Here is a 23,693-nt window from a genome sequence, read left to right on the forward strand (position 1 = left end):
CGCACGGAAGGGTGGGAAAAGGCCTTGGGTTAGGTCATGTCGAATGCTGCCAGAATAGCTCTGGCGCTGTCTGTCCAGGGAACGGGTGTGAAGTGGGAGCGGACCTGTTCGGTCCATTCGCCGAGGGCGGTCTGGTTTGTGATGGTGTCATAGATGAGACGGTAGGCGTCGTTGGTGTCTCGGGGATTGAAATAGCGGGCGAGGCTGCCGCCGGCCTCGGGGATGGACGTCGTGCCGGATGCCACGCAGGGTCGCCCCATGCTCAGACTTTCTGTCACGGGCAGGCCCCAGCCTTCGAAGAAGGAGGGAAAGACGGTAAAGCTGCAGTCGGCGTAGAGGCGGCGGAGTTCGGCGTCGGTAGGGTTCTGGATGAAGCGGATCTTGCCGTTGAGCCAGCGGGCGTTTTCAAGCTGTTGCATGAGATCGGAGACGAGCCATCCCTCCCGCCCGGCAAAGACGAGGGTAGGAACCTGGTCTTCGGGCAGGTCTTCGAGGAGTCTGCGCCAGACGCGGAAGAGCAGGGCATGGTTCTTGCGGGCCTCGAGGGTGGAGACGAACAGGACGTAGGACCCATTCACGAGAGGCTCGGTGGCGACGGGTATGTCGGTGAGGCCGAAGCCAGTGCCAAGCGGAATGGGCTGGACGGTGATGGATGTGCCGATGTCCTGTTCCGTCAAATAGGACTGCACGTCCGCAGCCGTGGCCTTGCTATTGGCGAAAATGACATCGGCCAGGGGCAGGATGGCGCGGTGCCAAGCGCGGAATGTCGTAATGATTCCACGGTCGCACCATTCGGGGCAACGGACTGGCACGAGATCATGCATCAGCAGGCCATAGGACATGCGCAGGTTATCGCGCATCCAGCGGATGGTGTGGATATAGTTCTGGTGGTGCCATGGTGCGCCAAGGGTCAGGAACACGTCACCGGGGCGAGCAGCGTCCGCCAGTTTCGTGCCCTCCAAATACTGTTCGGACCGTCCGACGTTACGACGCGGGCTCAGCTTCCGCTGTCCGGCGCGCAGGGCCAGTCGTACCATCGTGGCGGGGAGGGTGCACAGGCCGGTGAACGCGAGGCCTTCCGCCTGAAAGAAGGTGGACAGGACCTTTTCGGATGGCACCTTGTCGATGGATGGCGTTACGGAGGGAAGGACCGTGGCCTCAGCGTTTGTTCCCTTTCTGTCGCCGCCTGCCATGATCTGGCGGAACAGGCTTTCCACAACTGTCCAGTTCACAGTCTGGAAGTCGTGGGGGTGGGTGGCGTCCGGACCGCGCCGGACGAATTGGACATCTTCACTGCGAAGGGTGCGAAGGGCTGCGCTAATCTCGAACACAACGCGCTGGATGCCGCTCGGCCTCCCGTGGTGCGTGAGATGGAACAGTAGATCGTCAATGTCGATCCATAGGATCATGATCGTTTTTCGCTCAGGTAAGCCGTATGGCAGGCGTCCAGAACGGCGTCGGCCGTACGTTCCCACGGGACGGGCTGGAACTGGGTGCGGACCTCTTCCTGCCAGCGGGCCAGTCCTTCGCGATCCGTGATGGTGTCGTGAACCACACGATAGGCGTCGTCGATGTCTTCCGGGTCGAAGTAGCGTGTCAGCGGGCCGCCGGCTTCGGGGATGGAGGTGGAGTTCGAGGCAATGCAGGGTTTGCCGTTAACGAGGCTTTCCGTCACGGGCAGGCCCCAGCCTTCATACAGCGAGGGAAACAGCGTAAAGAGGCAGCCTTCGTAGAGGTGGGACAGCTCCTCATCGGTCGGATCGTTCAGGAGACGGATCTTGCCGCGCAGCCACTCGGTGTTCTCAAGCTGCTGCATGAGGTCAGAGACCAGCCAGCCGACACGGCCGGCAAAAACCAGTGTCGGGACCTCCTCGCGTGGCAGGTCCGTCACCAGACGGCGCCAGATGCGGAAAGCCAGCAGGTGGTTTTTCCGCGCCTCGATGGTGGAGACGAACAGGACATAGCTTCCCGGAGCAGGCAGCCCCCTGGGACGTTCACCCTGAGCGCGGTGAGGTGGGCCGAAGCCGCTGCCGATGGGAATGGTCTGGACTGGAGCGAGCAGCTTCAGGTGATGCTGGCGGGCATAGTCTTCCACGCTTCGGGCGGTTGCGTTGCTGATGGCCAACAGTCGGCCACACTGGGGCAGCGTGGTATCGAGCCAGTGACGGAAATCCTGGATCAGGGACAGGGCGCACCATTCGGGACGCACTGCTGGAATGAGATCGTAAAGTAGCAGTACGGGCTGAATGCCATAGACCTGCCGCATCCGGGCCAGACGTTCTCCGAAATCCGGTTCGGACCAGGCGGCCCCCAGAATCAGGAAAATGTCCCCGGACTGCGGTGCGCTGGCGACGGGTGGAGCCGGAGCGGGGGGAGAGGACGCGGATTGTGACGTCGATGTGGGAGAGGCGACGATCGGACGTGGGCGCAGGCGCGAGCGAGCATAGCGGCGCAGGAGCTGAAACGCCCGAAGCTGGTTGACGACAATGTTCAGCAGGGGACGGGCAAGCTCGGGGGGGAGGCTCTCCAGCCGTCGGATTACCGCATGACGCAGGCGTCTGATCAGGGCGCGAGGCGACCGTGCGACAGAACGCGTGGATGCAGCGTCGGGAATGATTTTTTCATTAGTCCGGACCGCGAACAAGGCCTCCAGATCCGCAAAGGAGACGGGTATGAGAAGGTCGCCGTCCACTTGTCCGCGGCGGCCCAAGACGATGCGGCCGATCCCTGGCACAAAGGCGGCCTGCTGACGGATGACACGAAGGATTTCAAAAACGAGACGCTGGATTCCGCTGGGGCGGGCGTTTTTTTCGAAATACTGGAAGATGTCTTCGACGTCGATCCAGATTGTATAATCTTCGCTCATGCGTCCGGAGTAGCCTCGGGCTGGCCGGCGAGAGCGCCGGTCTGTCAAACGGTGATAGGGCGTTCTGTAGAATAAAGCCTGCGTCAGGAGCAAGCAGTCTCGGGCGTTGATTGGAGCAAAGGTGCTGATCGATCGGAAAAATGTTATATTTGTTGCTGAAAATCCCCGGCTCCTGAACCTGAAGTTATAACGATTATTTGCTATTTCCGGCAGATTGTCCCTGGTTAAAAGCTCGAAAGACAAAAAATCTCTAAACGAGACTGCACGTGACGGCAGGAAAGTGTTAGTCCCGCATAAAGTGTGCTGATTTATCTCCGTTCCTGATCCAATTTCTGAGAAACCGTTTTGCCATGCCGATTTCGACCGAGAGTGCTGCTGACATCGTCCGGCTGTTTCGTACAGGTCTTGGAAGAAGACCAGAGCCCGCGGCTCTCGCTCACTTTGCAGCGCTACTGGAAGATGGGGCGACATTCCATGACATCGCTCATATCATCGCGGGATCACCGGAGTTCCGTCAGCTTCATGGTGACGAAGACGTCTGTGATGCGCGATACGTGTCTTTCCTGTATCGTAACGGGTTGGATCGGACGCCTGATCCGCAGGGAGAAGCTGGCCTTCTAGCGGCTCCGAACCGGGGCGATGGGCTGGTGATCGTTGCTGGATCGGAAGAGGCCCGCTCGCGGACCGATCTTTATGCGTTGCTTTATCCAGAAGGTGCACCGCCGCAGGACGACATGGCCTACAAAGCGTGGCTTCTGCGTTATGACCGGCTGTCTCCGACAGAGCAACTGGCCATCGGACGCCATATCGACCGAGGAATGGTATCGCGTCCAACATTTTCCTTGATGCTGCAGGTCAGCAATCACCGACTGGACCTTCTGGAGGAGACAGTCGCTTCCCTGGAAGCGCAAATCTATACCGACTGGACGCTGATCGTGGTTTATCCCGATAACCTGCGGCCAGGTATTCGTACGCACCTTAAAGAGATTATACGACGCGTGCCCGGCTTGGTCGACGTGGAAGTTTCGTCCCATCAAGGCGTTGAAGGACGCTGGCGGAGCGCACTGGCGGCAGCGGCGGGTAGTTTTTGTGCCTTTCTGGAGCCCGGGGATCAACTTTCCCGAACGGCGCTTTACGAATTTGCAGTCGCTATCGTCAGCCGGCCTGACCTGGTGCTTCTGTATTGTGACGAGGATCGTCTGGGCAGTGACGGGCAGCGCTGTCACCCTTCTTTCAAGACGGGGTGGAGCCGGGATCTCGCTTATGCGGGAGATGTGATCGGGCAGCTTGCGGTGTTTAGCCGGGCGCGAATCATGGCGGTCGGGGGAATCCGTGACGAAGGGGGCAGCTTTACACGGTATGACTTGCTGCTGCGCGTGACAGAAGATGTGCCGGCGGCCTGTATCCATCATCTGCCCCGACTTCTGTTCCATCGTGGGCGGGCGCCGGGTCTGCCGCTGATGTTCCCGCTGGTGCGGGCTACGCAGCAGCATCCTGAAATGCGAGACGTGGTCCTCCGGCATTTTCGGGAACGCCATCCGGATCTTGACCTTGAGGACGTCTATATCGGCGGGAATGTCTGGCCAAGAATCGTCTATCCGAAAAACGGTACGCCATTGGTTTCGATCATTATCCCGACCCGGGACAAATTCCGGCTGCTTGAGCGTTGCGTTTCCAGTCTTCTGACTCTGACCAACTATCCGAATTTCGAAATTCTGATCGCCGATAATGGCAGCACGACCCCGGAGATGCTTGATCTTCTGCGGCGTCTGGGACGTGATCCGCGTCTGACGGTGCAGCGTCTTGCCGCGCCCTTCAACTGGTCTGCCCTCAACAACAGGATGGCCCGTCAGGCGAAGGGAGACATGCTGCTCTTCCTCAATGACGATACGGAAATTCTTGAGGAAGGATGGCTGACGGAAATAGTGTCACTGGCGCAGCAGCCTGGTGTCGGCGTGGTAGGAGCGCGGCTGTCCTATCCGGACGGGACGTTGCAGCACGGCGGCATGGTCATGACTGAGCACGGACCGAAACATATCCTGCGCAGCGCGACGGAGGATGATCCAGGTTATCTGGGTCAACTTGTCCTGACGCGGGATCTGATGGCCGTAACGGGGGCCTGCATGCTTGTGCCTCGTCCGGTTTTCGAGCGAATGGGCGGCTTTGACGAGACCTTCCCCCTGACCTGCAATGATGTGGATTTCTGTCTGCGGGTGAGGAAAGAGGAGTTACGGGTTGTCTGGACGCCCCATGCCACACTGATGCATGAAGATGGTGGAACGCGCGGGCGGGACGGGACGGCGCGGAACCTGTTCAACGCCTGTGTGGACGTCGGGCGTCTGCTGGAGCGGTGGGAGAAGGTCATGCTCAACGATCCTTTTCTCAATGCCAATCTTGAGGCCACGGATTACGCGTTGCGACTGGCGACGCCTCCCCGTGCGCCTAAGCCATGGCGTCGGCGAAAAGGCCACTACCGCGAAGCCGCCCGTGTTGCGCTGTCCTGACGGGCTGTTCCGTTTTTCCTTCCGGCCTTCCGTTCTGATCTGAAGAGACAAAGATGTTCTGTTCTGCTCCACTTTTTCGTTCTGTCGCGACGTATTCTGTCTCGTGAGTGAGGTGACTGTGCGTCAGTGCGCCATTTTGGTGGGGGGGCTGGGAACACGTCTGGGCGCGCTTACCCGGACGTTGCCCAAGCCCCTCATGCCCTGTGGCGACCGGCCTTTCCTCGCGTGGCTGATGCGGGAGATGCAGCGTTTTGGCGTTGAGGACTTCGTTCTGTTGGCAGGACATCTCTCGACGGAGATCGAGCGGGCCGTAGACCAGATCCGGGCTTTCCTGCCGAAGCCAGCGAAGATCACAATCAGCGTGGAGCCGTTCCGGGCCGGTACGGGAGGGGCGCTGTATCATGCCCGCGCGCATCTTCAGGATCGTTTTCTGCTCTGCAACGGGGATTCCTTGTTTTCCTGCAACCTGTCACGGTTTCTGTCGCGTGAGCTTCAAGGAAACTGGATGCTGCTGCGCGCGGTTGAGGATCTGGACCGGTACGGGGAGGTTCGTCTGGCGCAGGACGGCGAACATGTGGCGTCTTTTCATCCCAAGGCCGAGCAGCCGGGGCGGGCGGGCCTGATCAACAGCGGGATTTATCTGTTCGATCACACTGTCTTCGGTCATTTGACGCCGAACTGTTCGCTGGAGCAGGACGTGTTGCCGGCACTGGCGGCGCAGGGGGCTCTGCGTGGCATAGAACTGACCGGATATTTCCGGGATATCGGCCTGCCAGGCGATCTTGAGGCGGCAGGACGGGAGTTGCCTGAGGTCCTGCGGCGTCCGGCCGTGTTTCTGGACCGGGATGGTGTCATCAACAAGGATCATGGCTGGGTCGGCACGCGGGAGCGTTTCGAGTGGGAGCCGGGTGCTCTGGACACCATCGCGCGGATGACGGAGAGCGGACATCATGTCTTCATCGTCACCAACCAGTCAGGTGTGGCTCGCGGACTATATTCCGAAGAGGATCTTCACGTCCTGATGAACTGGGTGATCGGGGTGGTGCGTGCGCATGGCGGCACAATCGACGACTGGCGGTACTGCCCGATCCATCCCGAGGCCGTGGTGGAGCGGTACCGGGGGAATAGTCCTGACCGCAAGCCTGAACCGGGCATGATCCTTGACCTGCTGCGGCGATGGGAGCTGGACCCGGAATGCTGCGTAATATTCGGAGATCAGCTCTCCGACATGCAGGCCGCCAGCGCTGCTGGTATCGAAGGCGTCCGCGTTGGTCCGTCCAGTCTGGCTGATCTGATTTCCGAAAGAGAGGGGTTCCTGTGAACAGCGATCCTTATACACGCTCGTCCCATACTCGTTCGATTGCCGGGACGCAGAACGCTGTTCGCGCACGCGTGCCACTCCGTCTGGGGCTGGCGGGTGGCGGGACGGATCTCAGTCCGTATTGCGACGATTTCGGAGGGGCGGTCCTGAACACGACCATCGACCGCTATGCCTATGCCTTCATCGAGCGGTCAACGGATGGAAACGTTCATTTCGTGGCTCCGGATGTGGGTATGGATGAAGCGTTTGACCCGCAGGATATTAATGAAACTGTTCGGGACCAGGCAAAGCTCAGACTTCATGCTGGGGTTTTGGTCGCAATCAGTCGTCGTTTTTCGATTCCGGTGGAGCCGTGGCGCATCACGTCTTTCGTGGATGCGCCGCCGGGATCCGGGCTTGGTTCGTCCTCAGCGCTGGTTGTGGCGCTGGTAGAAGCGTTTGTCAGTCTGCTCCAGCTCCCGCTTGGGCCGTATGACGTGGCACATCTGGCCTATGAGATCGAACGAATTGATCTGGGGCTTCAGGGCGGCAAGCAGGACCAGTATGCCGGGACGTTCGGCGGGACAAACTTCATCGAGTTCTTGGCCCAGGACCGGGTGGTGGTCAATCCGTTGCGGCTGTCCAGCCGGATCCGCAATGAAATCGAGACGTCCCTGGTCATCGCCTTTACGGGCGTATCGCGGGCGTCGGCGGACATCATTGCCGAGCAGCGCAGTGGCCTGCTGAAGGTGACGGAAGAAACCATGCGCAACATGCACCGCCTCAAACAGGATGCGCATGACATGAAAAATGCCCTCCTTCGCGGAGAAGTGCCCCATATGGCCGAGATCCTGAACCGGTCTTGGGAAGCGAAGAAGAACACGGCGCGCGGCATTTCCAATCCGTTGATCGAGATGCTCTATGGGCAGGCGATGGCGGACGGTGCGATCGGCGGCAAGGTCTCGGGCGCGGGCGGTGGTGGTTTCATGATGTTCATCGTGCCGCCGGATCGCCGTGTGCAGGTGATCCGTGGCCTGAATGGTGCTGGCGCGCAGGCTGGTGGCGTGCATCTCGTGACGGAAGGAGCCGAAACATGGATGAGCTGAATCCGGTGACCGATGAAAGCCCGTTCACAGACAGTATGAGATGGGACGGCAAGGAACGGCTCGCGGGGGAAGAGTATATTCCCATCACAGAGCCGGCAGTCGAAAAGCATGTGCGTGCGCTTATCGAGAATCAGCTGGAACAGGCCATGGGGCGTGTTTACCACGTGGAGGAACGGAGCCGTCATCTGGAACGTCTGTTCGCACGCGAGCCGGTTTCAGAGCATGAAATTCAGGCGCTGACCCGCAGCAACACGGAACTGCGCAACCAGCTTCAGCAGCTCCAGGCGGAGCATCGGCTGCTACTTCAGTCCACCGCATGGCGGGTGGGACGGCGGCTGCGGGATCTGGCGCAGCGTCATCCGGTCTTTGCCCGTCATGCACGCCGAGCCGCCAAGTTGACATATTGGACCCTCACGCTGCGTCTATGGTCGCGTATCCAGGTTCGGCAGGGTGCAAAAAAAGGCATTGCCCTTCTTGCACAGTCCCCGCTGTTCGATGCCGTATGGTATTGCAAGCGTTATGCGGCAATGTTGCCCCCAGGAACTGATCCGGTCGCACATTACTACTGGACAGGTGCAGCGCAGGGGCTGGATCCGCATCCGCTGTTCAGCAGTAACTGGTATACTGCTGCGCTGCCGGTTGAGGCGGCGATCAATCCGCTTGTTCATTACATTACTCATCAGGGACGCAACCCACCCGATCCGCATCCTCTATTCGATACAGGCTTCTACCTGAAGCAGGTCGGGAAGATAGCGCCTGGACGCACACCGCTGGAAGATTTTCTGGCGCGTCCTTCTGGATCCGACATCAGGCCAAATGCTGTTTTTGACCCGGTGGCCTATGCAGAGGAATATGCTTCCAGCCTGAAAGACGGAACCAATCCTCTGGCGCATTATGCCGCAGAAGGGGAAGCGGGAGGATTCTGGCCACATCCGCTGTTTGATCCGGTATGGTACACGGCGCGCTATCCGGCAGCCATGGAGTTCGGGGCGCTGGCGCATTACCTGCGGGAAAAGAAATGCGCGAAGGGGGTAGTCTGTTCCGAGCATATGGAGCAGCTGGGGGATAAGACGCTGTCCCTGCCGTTTTCGCTATCGTTTCCGGAGGAAAATGATCCGGAAGTCTCGATCATTATTCCGGTCTATGGCCATTATTACGATACCTGGCGCTGTCTGGCGTCCGTAATGCTGCTGACGCGCAAAGTGACGTATGAGGTCATCATCGCGGATGACCGCCCATCCCGCCCGATTGCGTCCCTTCTGGGCGCGAAAGGTGCGGTGCAGATCATCAATACCGAGAATCTCGGCTTTCTCGGTAATAGCAATTCTGCCGCGAGACGCGCGCGGGGCCGCGAACTGATGTTTCTGAATAATGATACGACTGTAGGGGACAACTGGCTGGCCCCGATGCTGTCGATCATGAAGGCCGACCCCTGTGTGGGGGTGGTAGGCTGCAAGCTTCTGAACGGTGATGGCACAGTGCAGGAGGCAGGGGGAATCATCTACGGAACGGGCTGGGGTGACCCGTTCGGAAAGAATGATCAGGCAGACCGCGGCTGCTATAATTACGTCCGTGAAGTAGATGTAGTGACGGGGGCCTGTTTCCTCGTTCGCCGCCATTTATTCGAAAAAATGGGCGGCTTCGATGGCCGGTATGCCCCGGCGTTCTATGAAGAGTTCGACCTCGCCACCAGCATCCGGGATGCAGGATACCGGGTAGTGTATCAGCCTGCGAGCCGTGTCCGCCATCATGGGAGTGCGTCCTATGGCACGGAGATGCGCGACAAGCAGACGCTGAAGAACCATGCGACCTTCTGCCGCAAGTGGCAGACGCTCCTGGCGACGCAGCCTGCGCCGGATACGTCCAGATTCCTGAGCCGGGAGCGGCCCTCTCCGCGGGGCATCATCCTCGTCATTGATGACAAGGTGCCGGAATATGACAAGCATGCTGGTGCGGTCACGTTGTTTCAGTACCTGCGCCTCATGCGCGAGCTGGGCCTGCGGGTGATCTATGCGCCGCAGGATGGCAAGCCGCTGGAGCCTTATACGGCTGCTCTCCAGCAGCTTGGCATCGAAGTTCTTCATGCGCCGGACCGGCTGGACCGATGGCTGCGCGCGTATGGCCTTTACGTGGATTTCATCTGGACGGCTCGGCCGGATGTAACGTTCCCGATCTTGGCGCAGCTTCGCCGCCACACCGGCGCGCCGATTCTGTATTACACCCATGACCTGCATTATCTGCGGGAGATGCGCCGTTACGAACTGGAAGGCAGCATCTGGGCGCTTCAGGAATCCCAGCGCCTCAAGCCCATGGAATTGAAAATCTTTGATGTCGTCGATCACGTCTTGACACCGAGCGCGGAAGAAAAGCGCGATATCCTCCTGGAGGTGCCTCACGCAAATGTCACAGTTGTACCGCCTTATCTGTTTGGCGATACGGACCTGACAGACGCGCCGGCCGATTTCGCATGCCGCAGGGACCTGATCTTCGTGGGAGGGTTCGACCACACACCCAATGTGGACGCTGCGGTCTGGCTGGGTCAGGAGATTATGCCGCTGGTCTGGGAAAAGCATCCGGACAGCACACTGTGGATCGTGGGGAACGTGCCGCCGCCGAATGTGCAGGCGCTGGCGTCGGAGCGGGTAAAGGTGACGGGATTTGTGCCGGAACTGGAGCCATATTTCGAAAAGGCCCGCGTTTCGGTCAATCCGCTGCGTTACGGGGCAGGCGTCAAGGGCAAGATCGTCACGTCATTGCAGGCAGGTATTCCGGTTGTTACCACTACCTGCGGGAATGAAGGCATCCAGCTTGCAAACGGGGAAGAGGCGCTGATTGCCGATACGTCCGCGGATATTGCGCAGGCGGTCATCTGTCTTCTGGATGACGAGGCGCTGTGCCGGACGCTGATCCGGTCTGGGGCGGAGGTGGTGCGGAAGCGCTTTTCCGCCAGCCGGGCGAGGGAGATCCTTCGGAACGTTCTGGGAGATGCGCTCTGCCCGGTCTGTGGCAGCCGCCCGCGGCAAGGACGTCATGCGGATGGGGACTGGCGCCTGGGGCTGCACTGCACGAATTGCGGGGTGGATAACCGTGGGGCCGGGGTGGCGCAGGTTTTGGTGGCGCCGTGGCACCGGCAGCGGGTCAACACCGTGCGCGAGGCGCTGCCGTATCTGCAGGATCTGCGGATGCATGAATTCGGCAGGGGCGAGGCGTTGCGTGCTACCCTATCGGGGCTGGCAGGATATACCTGTTCTGAAAAGGCTATCAACGAGTTGTTCGATGAGGACGGCCTGATCGATCTGTTCCTTAGTCCCGAAGGGCAGGTACAAGACCTACCGACGTTGCATCGTATTCTGAAGCCTGGCGGTAAATATATTTGTGCGGTCCTGAAGCAGGTGAATGAAACGGCACAGTCCCTAAGGGAAATTGGCTTTCAGGTTACAATCCATAACGTCGATATGTCCGAAAGCGATGAGGCTTCTTTGCAGATCATTGAAGCTCTTCGGGACTGAGGCGTCTTTCTTGAGGAGTTCATAAAATTAGGCCTTGGCAAGCCGTTCTTTTCGATACTGAAATGAGAAAGAGCGGCTTGCCAAGGAAGATAAGATCATGTGCGGGAAAATAGACCGGCTAAACAAGGGTTAGCCAATTGTCGGTGGACCGCCCAGAATCGGTTTCTTCGAGGTTTGTGTTATTCACCTCGGCAGTTCTGAGATGAGTTGAAATCGGAAAATGGATCCCAATTTCCGAGGCCGTGCGCAAGCCGCTATCGGACTGGAGAAAAAGGATTCTAGCGGCAAAAACGGCTAAAAAGCATTCAAGGGCTTAAATCGCAGTTTTGAGTAGTGCTGCCCTAAGGGACGTATCTTATCACTCGCCAAAGGACAAACATGCCCGCTACCACCTGAAGTTCATGAAGGCGAAGCGACAGCATGGTGGCACAATTCCATCAATCATTCTCGCCATTCCCGTTGACAAAAGTTTATAGGATCGGCGTGAGATCTGATTCACTTTGTGGCTGGGGAATAATGGGCAGAGAGGACAGGTATGGCCCGAGGCGATCTGACGGATCAGGAATGGGTGGTTATTGGTCCGCTTCTGCCTCCTGAGCGCGAACGTKGGGCACGACCCGCRGGAGATAACCGCCGGTTTCTCAAGGGTATGCTGCATGTCCTGCGCCTCCGTTTGTCCGTGGCGGGACATGTATGAGCCCTACGGCAGGTGAAACTCCGTGCATGTCCGATTTTGTCGTTGGGCCGAACAGAGCCATATGGGACGTTCTGCTACAAACCCGTATGAAAATGAGGGTGACCGATGACTGGCAGCATATGGTCGATAGCACCGTGAGCGGTCCCATTCACAGGCCACAGACGCAAAAGGGGGCTCGTACGGAAGCATTTGGTCGATCACGTGGCGACTTACGAGAAAAATCCATGCCCGATACGACAATCAGGGGCGTCCTCTTAGCTTTGTAGGCAGGTCTCGGACTATAAAGCCCTGATAGCACTTCGAGCTCCAAACCTAGGACCATGCTCACCAACCGGAGCTATGACAGCGGCAGCTTTTGCCAGGATCTGTTGGTCCACGGGATCCTGCCGGTCATTCCCTCGCGCAAAGGCCGCATCACAACGCGCTATACAGAAAAGAGAAAATATCGGGTGTCGTTGTTGCCGCCGGGCATAAGGTATTCTCATGGTCTTTAGCGAGACTACATGAAATCCCCTAAGCATTTTCTAGAAAATGATGGGAAAGCATAGACTTCCCCATCATCTTTTAAAATCTGTTATCCGACCTTACGGAGATCGAAACTGGAAGAGTGAGCTTCCATTACATAGGGTCCGCTAGACACCACCTGAATGGAGAGAATGCTTGGCTCTCTGACGAACATACCACTACTCTGGAGTGGCAGAACCGCATTGCCATCTGTCCAGCGATATCTTGAGGATTCTACTTCATGCCAGCCTGACAGGTTGGACAAGGAAAGATGCGCCGTCAGTTTCGTTGTCCGGCGAGAGGCAAAAAGCGAAATATCGCCGACAAGAACACCAAGATTACGACGATCGTCCATAAACGGGCCGATCGTGTCACTTGGACGATTGGCACGCGACACCAGACGAACTGTCGTAACACTTGTCGGGATCATGAACGTAACCCGCTCATTCGCCTGCCTTAGCGGACGGATAACCTGACCAAAATCTGTGACCAAATGAAGATCAGCGTCTTCAGTGAGGGTTACAGGTGCATTCTGAGAAACCAGCCCTGCTGACTGCGCACGGAGTTCAATATCATGGAAAATGGGCTCTACGAACGAACGACTAACGCACAGTGGGGCAGCCGCGTCTTCGCTCCATGTCTTTTGCCGTCCCGTTAGAGTGGCGAGGCCGCCATCTTGCCGGAATGTACGACGATTGCCTGTATCGAGATAGCTCTCTGTCAGCATTCCGTCTGCTATTATTACAGAATGCTGTTCCGTCTCGATATGATAATAGTCGTAAGAGGTCAGTGACTTGTCATAGAAAATAGAAATTCCGTTGACGAGCATACGTGCGGGGACAAACTTGCCGTTAAAATACAGACAGTGTTCCGCCGTGATCAGCATGTCTTTATAAGGAACACCTTCAGCAATCGCATTTTTGAGAATGCGAACAGGGTAGCCTGCTTCATCCGTAGACCGCTGTGAGTTCACTACGGCACGCTTTCTGCCTGCCCAGACAATCTTCTGCGTGCTTTCCTGCCCATTTTCATAGACAGAAACGACATCTCCAATTGTCAGATCCTGAATTGCCTTGACGCCAGAAGGTGTAGCGATCATTGAATCTGCCAGGAAGCAGACTTCATAAACAAGATCGCCATCACTGTTTGCGGTGAGCGTATAACCCGCGTCTTTAACGCCAATGATGTTCATCGTAACCGACGAGCCGTCTTTGAGAGTCAGCACGACATGATCGGCATCTGAGTAATTCACAGTCGTGACGTCTGCGGCTTTGACGTCAGCAAGAGTAATACCGTCAGAGGAACCCGCTGCAGTGCCCGAGAAACCACTGATGACCGTGGTGGGGCTACCAGTCCCGGTGATGACCAGGCCTGTGTTGGTATTACCCTGAAGATCAACTATGCCACCGGCTGTAGACGGAATGGTCGCCGTTGCACCGTCAGCAAGGGTAATCGTTCCGGATATTATTGCGCCACTGAATCCGCTGATCGTGCCACCACTCGCGACGGATGTATCTCCAATCATAGCGCCCGAAGATACGTATACCGTAGCGCCGCTGTTCACGGTCGTGTTGGTTGCCTTGCCTCCCGAGGCAATATCGAGCACGCCGCCACTTTGGAGTGTAGTACTGGTTGCATTTCCCTGAACGCCTATGCCGCCCGCGACGGTAGCGGACACGGAAGAACCTCCAGCATAAACCGCTAGCGTACCGCCAGAAGAAATAGTGACATTGGTGGTCGTAGCACCTTTGTTAATAATTTCCTTGCCGTTGCTAAGAACAGTGGACCCGCTATCTACACCTGTGTTCTTAACATTCAGCACGCCACCGGAGCCGATCGTTGCTGCGTACGAGGAGCCTTTCTCTACTGTGAGATTGGCACCATTACCGGAGACAGTAGTATTATAAACCTGTCCTCCACTGCGTACGTCCTGACCTGCACCGTTTCCGGACACCACGGTGCCGTAAGCAGCGCCACCATAGACCTGCTCAACGGGATATTTTCCCTGGAGCTGTGTATTGCTCGTGACGCCGCCGCTTTCAACGCGCACAATGCTGACGCCGTTTTTGCCATCGTCAACAGCAGAGAGATAGTTGGCGCTTCCGCCAGCCTGAATGTCAATCAGTGCAGCTTTACCCGATGCAACAGTTGTCCGGATAAAACCCCCGCTGGTGGCGACCGCCGTTCCGCCAGCGGTAATGCGCGAGGCAGCAATTGTCCCGCCGTCGCCCGCACTGATCGATCCACCATTGGATACTGTGGCCTGCGCCACATTAGCACCCAAGATAGCTCTGATTGCACCACTGCTTAGAACCGTGGCCGCATACATGGCTGCACTGCTGCCCTCAACATCCACTTCTCCGCCAGAAGAAAGGATACTGCCTGTATCGGTGCCGTATACAGTTGCGAAGGTTATATGGTCATCTTGGCCAATGAATGTATTGCTGGTGGAAACACCGCCATTCTCCACCGTGAAATCGGCTTGGGCTTGCACAGTAATCCGGGTCGCGCTGCCACCGGCTTCGACCGTCATCTGGTCATAGCCGGCGCTAAGCGTAATGCCAGAAAGTGTGGTGCCTGAAGAGGCTACATACTGGGTCATACATAATGCCTAAAATTTATTAACAATTATTCACTACAAGGAATAGGTTAAATATCTCAAGTCAAGAATCGGAAATATTTTGAATAAAATTAATAAATAATAGAAATTAAGGGGCGTTTTTATAATATAACAAATATTAACGATCAAGAATATGGGGATATTTGCTTGTATATATTATAGTTTTAAGAATATTATTCTTATGGAAACAAACCTTTTCTCTATAGGAAACACCCTCCTAATAACGAATTTTATTGATTGCGGAGCTACGTTTTATCTGGGTTTATCACTCATAAAACTACCCTTTCGCGATCGGGGAACCGTTGACTGAGGTTCCAACGCGATAATTTCTTGTGTTGGATCGCAAAAGAACTCCAGGCCTCTGAAGCCCCTGATCATCCCACACAACATGGGGTTTTGAGCTCAGAGTGCCCGTCGCTACCGCTCTGGGAACATGATAGGACCAGGTACCATGAGCACTGACCCCAATATGAGCCCTTCCATTACTGCTGTTCCGATTAATCGTACCAACAGTACAGAACATGCCCTATCCACATTTGTCACTCTTTGCATGGCTGTTGCTGCTGGAGTTGCGGTCGCTAACATCTATTATAACCAGCCCATGCTGGGGATCATGAAACGTGACCTGCCAGGTTCGATCACAAACCTGATCCCAACAGGCACTCAGCTTGGATATGCCGCTGGACTGTTCCTCCTTGTGCCTGTCGGGGATATTCTGGAGCGCAAGCGACTTATTATTCTTCAGTTCATTCTCCTCGCATTAGCTCTTTCGGGTGCTGCAGTCGCACCTAATGCAATGACACTGCTCGTAGCGTCTGTCGCCGTAGGGGCCTTTGCCACTGTTGCGCAGCAGATTGTTCCCTTTGCAGCACATCTTTCATCCCCTGAACGGCGGGGGCACACAGTTGGTATTGTCATGGGAGGACTGCTGGGTGGTATCCTGCTTAGCCGAACTCTGGCTGGTGTAGTCGCCACGTACACTGGATGGCGCGAGATGTTCTGGCTGGGCGTTCCGATCGCTTTAGGCGCGGGCGCCTTGATGGCTTGGTGTCTCCCCACGAGCAAACCCGACACCAAACTCCACTACGGTCAATTACTGACATCCCTGATGGGCCTCTGGAATGAATTTCCTCAGTTGCGCCTAGCGTCAGTCACTCAAAGCCTTCTTTTCGGAGCTTTTAGTGTCTTCTGGACGATCCTAGCACTTCATCTGCAAGAGCCTCGGTTTGGGTTAGGGGCCGCCGCGGCCGGCCTTTTCGGTATCGTAGGGGCCGTTGGTATCCTCGCCGCTCCACTTGCGGGGCAGATTGCCGACAAACATGGCCCTCAAAAGACCATTGTCTTTGGGGCTGGTCTGATACTCGCATCATGGGTCGTTTTCGGCCTCTGGAATTCACTTTCAGGCCTGATTGCAGGGGTCATCATTCTTGATTTTGCGATACAGGGCGTGCTCGTGTCCCATCAGCATGTTGTCTATGCGTTGCGACCTGAGGCGCGAGCACGCCTGAACACCATTTTTATGGGAACGATGTTCTTGGGTGGAGCGATCGGTTCCGCTAGCGCAATGCTGGTTTGGCCTCCATTTGGTTGGACAGGTATTGTCTTTCTCGGCGCAGGCCTCGCGCTTTTTGCTACGTTATTCCAAGTCTGGAACTGGAAGAGATTACGAGTGAAATAAGCTTAAAGCACGAGTTGACCGCTCATTATTGGTTTACAGAGCTTACAGGCAGCTCGAGACCAAGAATTTTTAAAAGATGATTACGATAGCCCTGTATGACGTCATCAATGGCCGGCGCCTTTATGACATCTGTCGCTACATAAGTAGAGAGAGGGCTCATTCCCAGAAACTGGTTCGCCTTATGGAAGGGAAAATAAACACCATCAATCCCTTTGCCTTCAAAGAACTGTTCTGGGTCCTCAAAGGCTTCTTTCGGTGCGTTCCACGTCAGTGACAGCATATAGTGCTTTCCCTGTATCAGACCACCTGATCCATATTTGCGCGCAGGGTTGGAGCGGGTGCGCCCGTCATTGGCATACAGAGAGCCATGTCCGGCCGTGAACACTTCATCAACATACTTCTTGACAATCCATGGTGCGCCCATCCACCAGCCGGGCATCTGATAGATGACCAGATCCGCCCAGAGGAAGTTTTCAACCTCGGCCTGAATATCGTAGCCTGCATCGATCTTGGTCTGACGAATATCGAACCCGGCAGTCGTTAATGTCTCAACCGCAACGTCGTGCAGAGTATCGTTAAGCCGACCGTGAGAATGGGCAAATGCTTTTGAGCCATTCAAAAGAAGAACATTTTTCATTGGGTGTTATCCTGGTTACGTCACGGATGCGAGTATGCAGGTCATATTCTGGTGCGATAATAGCCTACCTCTCCACATGAATTTTGAATAAAATTCACAGATGAAAGAGCAATTGTGGAGAATGAATGATCCTCAGAAGAGCAAATGATAGGCCAAAATTCGCTGGCCAGCCCAGAACAAGCCGATGGCTGCAATAAGAAGTGAAGCTGGGATCGCAATCCGACTTCTGAACCAAGGGCGGTTTCTGAAAGCACCTACAGCCAGTGTTGCAAGAAGAATGATGAAAAGCTGACCAGCATCCACGCCAAAGTTGAAGCCGATGAGTGCCGCCATGAAGTCGCGATGAGGGAAGGGTACTTCACTCAGGCTGCTGGCGAACCCAAAGCCGTGAACCAGCCCGAAAGCAAAAACAACCAACAGGCGTGTTCGCCCCAGTTTCGGACTGAAGACATTTTCCAGGCCTATGAAAGAAATCGATAAAGCTATTGCGGGCTCTACAAAACGGCTCGGAAGATCGAAAATTCCATAGGTTGAAAGAAACAGTGTCGTGGCATGCGCAATGGTAAAGACTGTCGTCTGAGAAAGCAGCTTGCGCCAGCTAATTCCCAGAAAGAAAAGCCCGAGCACAAAGAGAATGTGGTCTGTCCCTTCCGGGACGATATGCTTGAATCCGAGCTTCAGATAAACCGGTAACTGTTGTCGCCACGACAGTGTGTCCGGATCAAAGCTGGCAGGCTGTTCGACGTGATCTGCTGGGAGTTTTCCCCTGTAGTCAAAGATAACGCTCTCATGCTGCCCGGCATCAAGCCAACGCGTCTGCGTATAATGCCGTTCAGGAAGCTGAACCGTATAGGCGACGGGGTAATCAATCTGAGCTCCGAGTGGAATGCGAAGTTGCAACGGCCCGGTGTCTGCAGGAAGCGGTATCTGAAATTGGAAATGAGCTGGTTTGTCAGCTGCCAGATCCATATATTCATCCCGGCTCTTGCCGGAAAAACTGTAGTTCACGAGAGTGGCGCGAAGGACAGAATTCCCTGAGAAAAGTGGTAAGGCCTCAGTGATTTTCGCAGCGACTGATCTGACCTCAGCATCATGCTGTGATCCTTGCCCAGTCGCCAAGAGGTAGTATCTGGCAGGATCACCCATGAGCACTGTCAGATCCATATCGATCATGACGGTTGCCGTATCTGGCCGATCCAGCGAAACCAAGACTCTCGTCATGGACTCCGGATCAGCGTATCCTGGAGAACAAACCAGAAATAAAAATGTAAAAACAATGACTTGAAGGACTATTCGTACATTCCGTTTAAGGTGGAATGTATTCTGGAAAACAGCCTTCATATCTTACCAGACCGTCGGCATCGTCTGTCCCGTCTGGAGCAGAACCAGCCCGCTGGGATTACCCGGGTATGGAACAACAAGGCGCCATGTAAACGGGCTACATGTGATCATCGAAATCAGAAGTCGCCGGGGATAGCCGGGCGCTCCGATCCACTCAAGACTATCAGCCTTGGCATAGACGTTTTCCATGCTCGCAGCGGCATCCTCCACCGGACGGCTGGTCATCAAACCTGCAATTTCCAGCTTCATTTCGGCAAGGACCTTGCCGTGGCTGACCATCACGATCCCGCCCTTGAGCTCGGCGATGCGATTGACCGCAAGCGCCATGGCCTCGTCACTCGTTCCCATGACCGTGATGTTATGGAGATCATGGGATACGGAGGTGGCGATGGCGCTGTCCGCCGTTTTAGGGCCATTGCCCGTCCAGAACATCTTACCCAGACGGGCCTGTCCCATATAGCGGTCTACCGTTGCAACCTTGATAATGTCATGTGCGACGTCCCGTTGAACGACCCCGTTCACAACGGACAGCGTTGCGGTTTTCTGAACAGGATCAGTGTAAAACGGAGCCTGAATAGCTGCTGTGACTTGGGTAGTTCTTCCCTCTGGCGCCAGAATTTCAAAGTCTTTTGCCGTCAGTTTTCTGCCAATATGGATGGTATCGGAGGCCCATGTCGGCCATGTGATTTTCGGCACTGGAAGCAGATATTTTCCGTCCTGAGCCGCCAGTTTTCCATTTGCAAAAACATACTTGATCTTCACGTCGGGCACGGAAGACAACAGGACAACGTCTGCATAGCGACCTGGGGTAATGGACCCAACGATCTGATCCATATGACCATGCTGGGCCGGATAGAGGCTACCCATTGCGTACGAAGCTTCAATGGGCGCACCCATCTTGATCGCCAGCCGGATGTGATAATCCATGGTTCCTTGCTTCAGCGTATCCGCGACATTGCGGTCATCTGTCACAAGGGCAATATTATTCCAGTTTTTCAGACCCTTATGTACAAAATAGGGGACCGCACGCTCAATATTGTCATCACGAAGCTGCAGGAAGAGCCCATGCTGCAACTTGTTCCAGGCTTCCTCAGGAAGGCGGGTTTCATGGTCGCTAGACAGGCCCGCTCCAACGAAGGCATTGATCGTGTCCATGTCCCACAACCCTGCGCCATGCCCATCGACGACGCCCCGATTATCGAATGTGGCCTGAATGTTCTCCCAGATCCGCTGATGGCCAGGGTGAGAAGGGTTGGAAACGGCAGGCCAGTCCATCACTTCGTCCAGCCCCTGAACCCGTGGATTATCCCGAATGTTTTCAGAAATTTCCTTGTAAGCATAGTTTCCACCGCCTTGCTCGAAGGCAGAAGGCGGTGTGGCTGACCCAAGCGCCGGGAAGATTTTCAGCGGACTTCCCAGATGTTCTGCCGTGAGCCAGAATTCAACGTTATGCGTACCGCTGACATTCGCAAACTCATGAGAGCCTTCCGTGGTCCAGGTATTCCCCAGAGGAACAACAAGTGCGGCTTCCCACTCGGGCGAGAGCATCGAGCTTTCGATATGCTTGTGAGATTCACCAAATCCTGGAACGGCTGGGAGCCCCTTGGCATCAAAGGTTGAAAGCGCATGGCCTTTCCACTGACCCGCCGGCCCAACCCATGCAATCCGCTTCCCGGCAATAACAATGTCCTGCTCGTCCTCCCAACTGAGAGTGTAGACGTTCAGAACCTTTGCATTGTGGATCAGAAGGTCCGCCGATGCGCGGCCCAGAGCGACTGCCACCAACATCTGCCGCGTCTTGACTTCATCACTGAAGGCAACGGGGTGAGCCACACGGCTTGCTGTGGGCACGGTAGAGGCCGGAATATCTGTCGCTACTGCATGAGATGCGCTCAGAGACAGGCATGAAAGCGACCATGCCAACGCTCTTACCGAAACACTTGAAAGCCTATGAAAAGATAGGGGAAAAGACATTGCTCAGGTATCCGGTCGCAGGAAACAGTATCAAATTCTAGCCGGGACCATACCGGTATCATAATGTTTTTATCAATGATCATAAATTTTGGCTGCGAGAGCGAACATCGTCCCCTCAGCCGTAATCACCGCGAAATTTATCGATACGGCGGAGAAAGGGACACCTTTTCTCCCTGTGGTATTTCGCATCCTGGTTGTTAGTCCACATGACGATCGAAATGGGGAAGTAAACATGGATACCATCATCCACATTCCATGCTCATACCTAATCAATCTTGCATACTGGCAATGCCGTTCGTAAACATTGCCTTCAGAGCGGACCAGTCTTCGGGTTCAGCCTGACCAGGCAGGCGCGATTTCTGTGTTTCCAGAGGGAATAATCTCGCGTCTGCGCCCATCAACAGTAACTGCCGCAACGTAAGAGCACCTGGGTGCGAGGGACCACGAAGGGTTTCCCCAAGACCTTACTTGACCTGACAATCCGGGACAGGCGGCGGACCTCCGACAATGATCTGGCCATTCGGACGGAAAGCCCGCACCGTTTCCGTCAGGATTAGGCAGTGCTCCTTCACGAGATGGCCCGCATGGACTGCGCAGGGCTGCCCTTTCGCTCTACTGACGGACGGCCAATGCGTTTCCGTTACAAGCGTCGAGGAGGCGCTATGTCTCGGTCAGCGCTTTTACGAAGACCTTCTGAGCCAGTCGCCCGTGCGTTTTGGAAGTCGCAACATAACTTGAGGAAGGCCCTTGCGTGTTCAAAACCCGACTTCAATGCCCACATGCACCGTACGGCCTTGCCCCCAGGAGACACGGAGCGGGGTCCCGGCGGTTGAGACAAAATAGGCTTTATTGGCCAGATTGACCGCATTGACCTGCAACGACGTGTCATGGCCCAACAGCCGCCCTGTATGCCATGACGCAAAGGCATCAACTGTTGTGTAGCTGGGAAGCCAGAACGTATTGTTCAGATCTCCAGCCCGGCGGCCAACGTAGCGAGCGCCTGCGCCGACCCGCATGGTCGTCTGGAGCCAAGGCAAAGCCGTTTCATAGGTCAGATAGCCGCCACCGGTATGCTTGGCGACGTTGGCTACAAGCTTGCCCTCGTCGGCAGGCGTGTCACGCAGGATACGCGCATAGGTGAAGGCATAATTGGCCAGAATGTTCCAGTGTTTGTCCAGCTTTCCTGTCACGCTGGCTTCCACTCCCTTGGAACCCACCAGACCGGCCAAACGCTGGAGCGTATTCCCTGTCTCATCCAGCCCCGCGGACTGCTGAACGTTCTTCTTGTGAATATTATACAAAGCCACATCTGCCGTCAGGAAACGGTCCTGATAGCGTGCACCCACTTCAAACTGCCGCCCCATGGTAGGCTTGTATCCGCCTTCCAGCACACTGCCTGCATCAAGCTGATTGGGTGTGAAGGACTGGGAATAGTCTCCATAGAAAGAGACGCGCTTTCCTAACTGATAGACCAACGCCACGAAAGGCAGAGGCTTTGTGTAGGATTCATCGGTTGTCTGCACGTAAGGACGGCGGCCTCCATACGTGATGTGGAAAAACTGATACCGCACACCGGGCGCTAAAATCAGCCCATGACCCAGATGGATATTGTCCTTGAGGTATCCTGAAGCACTGTTGATGTGCTGGCGCCAGTCACTGTTGTTGTTGTTTACAGGTCCGACCGGCTTGAGCAGCCCATAAACAGGATCAGCAGGATAGAACCCACCCTGTCGCGTACCATCAATGAACGCGCCCTGGTTTTGCTGGCGGTTCTCGTAGTCGGCACCCACAACAAGGTCATGCTTCATGCCCCACAGGACGTGATTGGAGATGTAATCCAGCGAGGCATAGCCATTGGCACGGATTGTCCCTGTATTGCTTCTATAACGGCGGGTCAGGACGCCAGTCGCTGCGTTGTAAGCAGAAGGATCAGCCTGCCGATCATGATAATTGTCCCGGTTCCAGCCTCCCGACAGGCGAATGCGGTCATGATCCGTCAGACGATACTCCATCGTCGTGGCCAGAAGATGCCGTTCGCCAAAGGATTTGGCCCAGCTTTCATCCAACCGCTTTTCTGGACCACTGACTGCTCTTCCATTCGAAAAGACGGCACCACGGTCTAGCGTATTATTATATTTCGCCCATTCGTAAGACACATCTGCTGTAAAGCGGCCGTGCTCAAAACGGAGAGACGGTGACAGGAGCTTTTGCCGGTTAGAGCCAAAGTTACGCCAGTAATTCTCGTTCTTGTAAGACCCCACAAGCCTGAAGCTCAAACCGTGGGTGAGGGGGCCACCCACATCAAAATGGCCATATCCCCCGCCCAGAGACGACCATGTTGTCCCGAGGTTGGCTCCCCATGTTTTCCGGGGCTGCTTTGTGATGACGTTAATGACGCCGCCAGGCTCCTGCATTCCGTAGAAAAGGGACGCTGGCCCTTTCAGCACTTCCACACGCTCCGTGGTGGCTAGATCGAAATTGCGGCCAGTAGGCATCCGCACACCGTTGCGCAGGATCGAACCATCGTCCACGGCCCCGAAGCCGCGTTTCATCAGGTCGTCCTGTGTGCCGCCAAAGTTATTGCCGATGGAAATGCCGGGCACATATTTCGCCACATCTTCCATCGTCTGAGGCGTCATGTCCTCAATCACCTGATGGGTCACGACGTTTGTCGTCTGAGTTTGCTGAAGGAATGTGGTGGGAAGCTTGTCCGCTATGCTGCTGGATGTGGCTCCGTAGGAATGTGCATCTGCGTGAACACGAATATGTTCAGCCTTACCGTGCGATGTTCCAATTTTTGGCTTTTTGTAACGGCTTTCCTTGCTGTTTGAAGATGACGAAGACACGTCATTGGGTGAAGCCTCCGCACCAAATCCGCTGAAAACAGATAATCCCGCGCACGCAAAAGCTAAAGTTCTAAGGGCAGCCATCTGATTTTTCCGCAAATGATAATTACT

The 23,693-nt window shown here is 55.7% G+C and carries 13 protein-coding genes; 6 read left to right on the forward strand and 7 right to left on the reverse strand.

Translation table 11 applies throughout. The features are described from left to right. Positions 1 to 29: 29 nt before the first annotated feature. Complete coding sequence (locus tag KP708_RS03200; protein ID WP_252347400.1) at positions 30 to 1,409, reverse strand: glycosyltransferase family 1 protein; 1,380 nt, start codon at positions 1,407 to 1,409, stop codon at positions 30 to 32. Next, the gene (locus KP708_RS03205; protein ID WP_215750366.1) at positions 1,406 to 2,866 is read right to left on the reverse strand and encodes a glycosyltransferase family 1 protein; all 1,461 of its coding nucleotides are present in this window, start codon (positions 2,864 to 2,866) and stop codon (positions 1,406 to 1,408) included. The genes KP708_RS03200 and KP708_RS03205 overlap by 4 nt, the downstream gene beginning before the upstream one ends. 350 nt (positions 2,867 to 3,216) lie before the next feature. Between KP708_RS03205 and KP708_RS03210 the strand changes: the two genes are divergently transcribed. From KP708_RS03210 to KP708_RS03230, 5 genes are all read left to right on the forward strand, one after another. Further along, on the forward strand, positions 3,217 to 5,370 hold the full coding sequence (locus KP708_RS03210) for a glycosyltransferase (RefSeq protein WP_215750367.1): 2,154 nt from the start codon (positions 3,217 to 3,219) through the stop codon (positions 5,368 to 5,370). A 103-nt stretch (positions 5,371 to 5,473) separates the two neighbouring features. Then, on the forward strand, positions 5,474 to 6,691 hold the full coding sequence (locus KP708_RS15685; protein ID WP_371822732.1) for an HAD-IIIA family hydrolase: 1,218 nt from the start codon (positions 5,474 to 5,476) through the stop codon (positions 6,689 to 6,691). Beyond that, positions 6,688 to 7,776 (forward strand): hypothetical protein, encoded by a 1,089-nt coding sequence (locus KP708_RS03220; RefSeq protein WP_215750368.1) that lies wholly within the window; start codon positions 6,688 to 6,690, stop codon positions 7,774 to 7,776. The genes KP708_RS15685 and KP708_RS03220 overlap by 4 nt, the downstream gene beginning before the upstream one ends. Next, positions 7,764 to 11,285: a glycosyltransferase gene (locus KP708_RS03225; protein WP_215750369.1), complete on the forward strand. Its 3,522-nt coding sequence runs from the start codon at positions 7,764 to 7,766 to the stop codon at positions 11,283 to 11,285. The genes KP708_RS03220 and KP708_RS03225 overlap by 13 nt, the downstream gene beginning before the upstream one ends. Before the next feature lie 535 nt (positions 11,286 to 11,820). Continuing rightward, on the forward strand, positions 11,821 to 11,982 hold the full coding sequence (locus KP708_RS03230) for a transposase (RefSeq protein ID WP_215757143.1): 162 nt from the start codon (positions 11,821 to 11,823) through the stop codon (positions 11,980 to 11,982). A 574-nt stretch (positions 11,983 to 12,556) separates the two neighbouring features. Here the strand turns inward: KP708_RS03230 and KP708_RS03235 are convergent. Further along, the gene (locus KP708_RS03235; RefSeq protein ID WP_252347401.1) at positions 12,557 to 15,088 is read right to left on the reverse strand and encodes a Hint domain-containing protein; all 2,532 of its coding nucleotides are present in this window, start codon (positions 15,086 to 15,088) and stop codon (positions 12,557 to 12,559) included. Between the two features lie 469 nt (positions 15,089 to 15,557). Here KP708_RS03235 and KP708_RS03240 point away from each other — a divergent pair, with 469 nt between their 5' ends. Further along, positions 15,558 to 16,784, forward strand: coding sequence for an MFS transporter (locus KP708_RS03240; RefSeq protein ID WP_252347402.1), 1,227 nt, complete (start codon positions 15,558 to 15,560; stop codon positions 16,782 to 16,784). A 25-nt stretch (positions 16,785 to 16,809) separates the two neighbouring features. Here the strand turns inward: KP708_RS03240 and KP708_RS03245 are convergent, their stop codons facing one another. The 4 genes from KP708_RS03245 to KP708_RS03260 all read right to left on the reverse strand — a co-directional run bounded on the left by KP708_RS03245 (position 16,810) and on the right by KP708_RS03260 (position 23,666). Next, a complete protein-coding gene (locus KP708_RS03245; RefSeq protein WP_215750371.1) occupies positions 16,810 to 17,421 on the reverse strand; it encodes an NAD(P)H-dependent oxidoreductase in 612 nt (203 codons plus the stop codon). Positions 17,422 to 17,553: 132 nt separating this feature from the next. Continuing rightward, entirely contained in the window at positions 17,554 to 18,642 is a 1,089-nt protein-coding gene (locus KP708_RS03250; protein ID WP_252347403.1) for a HupE/UreJ family protein, read from the reverse strand. 123 nt (positions 18,643 to 18,765) lie between these two features. Further along, positions 18,766 to 20,736: an adenine deaminase gene (locus tag KP708_RS03255; protein ID WP_252347404.1), complete on the reverse strand. Its 1,971-nt coding sequence runs from the start codon at positions 20,734 to 20,736 to the stop codon at positions 18,766 to 18,768. 755 nt (positions 20,737 to 21,491) lie between these two features. Continuing rightward, entirely contained in the window at positions 21,492 to 23,666 is a 2,175-nt protein-coding gene (locus KP708_RS03260) for a TonB-dependent siderophore receptor (RefSeq protein WP_215750373.1), read from the reverse strand. Positions 23,667 to 23,693 lie beyond the last annotated feature (27 nt).

It is taken from the genome of Gluconobacter sp. P5H9_a (assembly GCF_018812085.1).
Lineage (GTDB): Bacteria > Pseudomonadota > Alphaproteobacteria > Acetobacterales > Acetobacteraceae > Gluconobacter.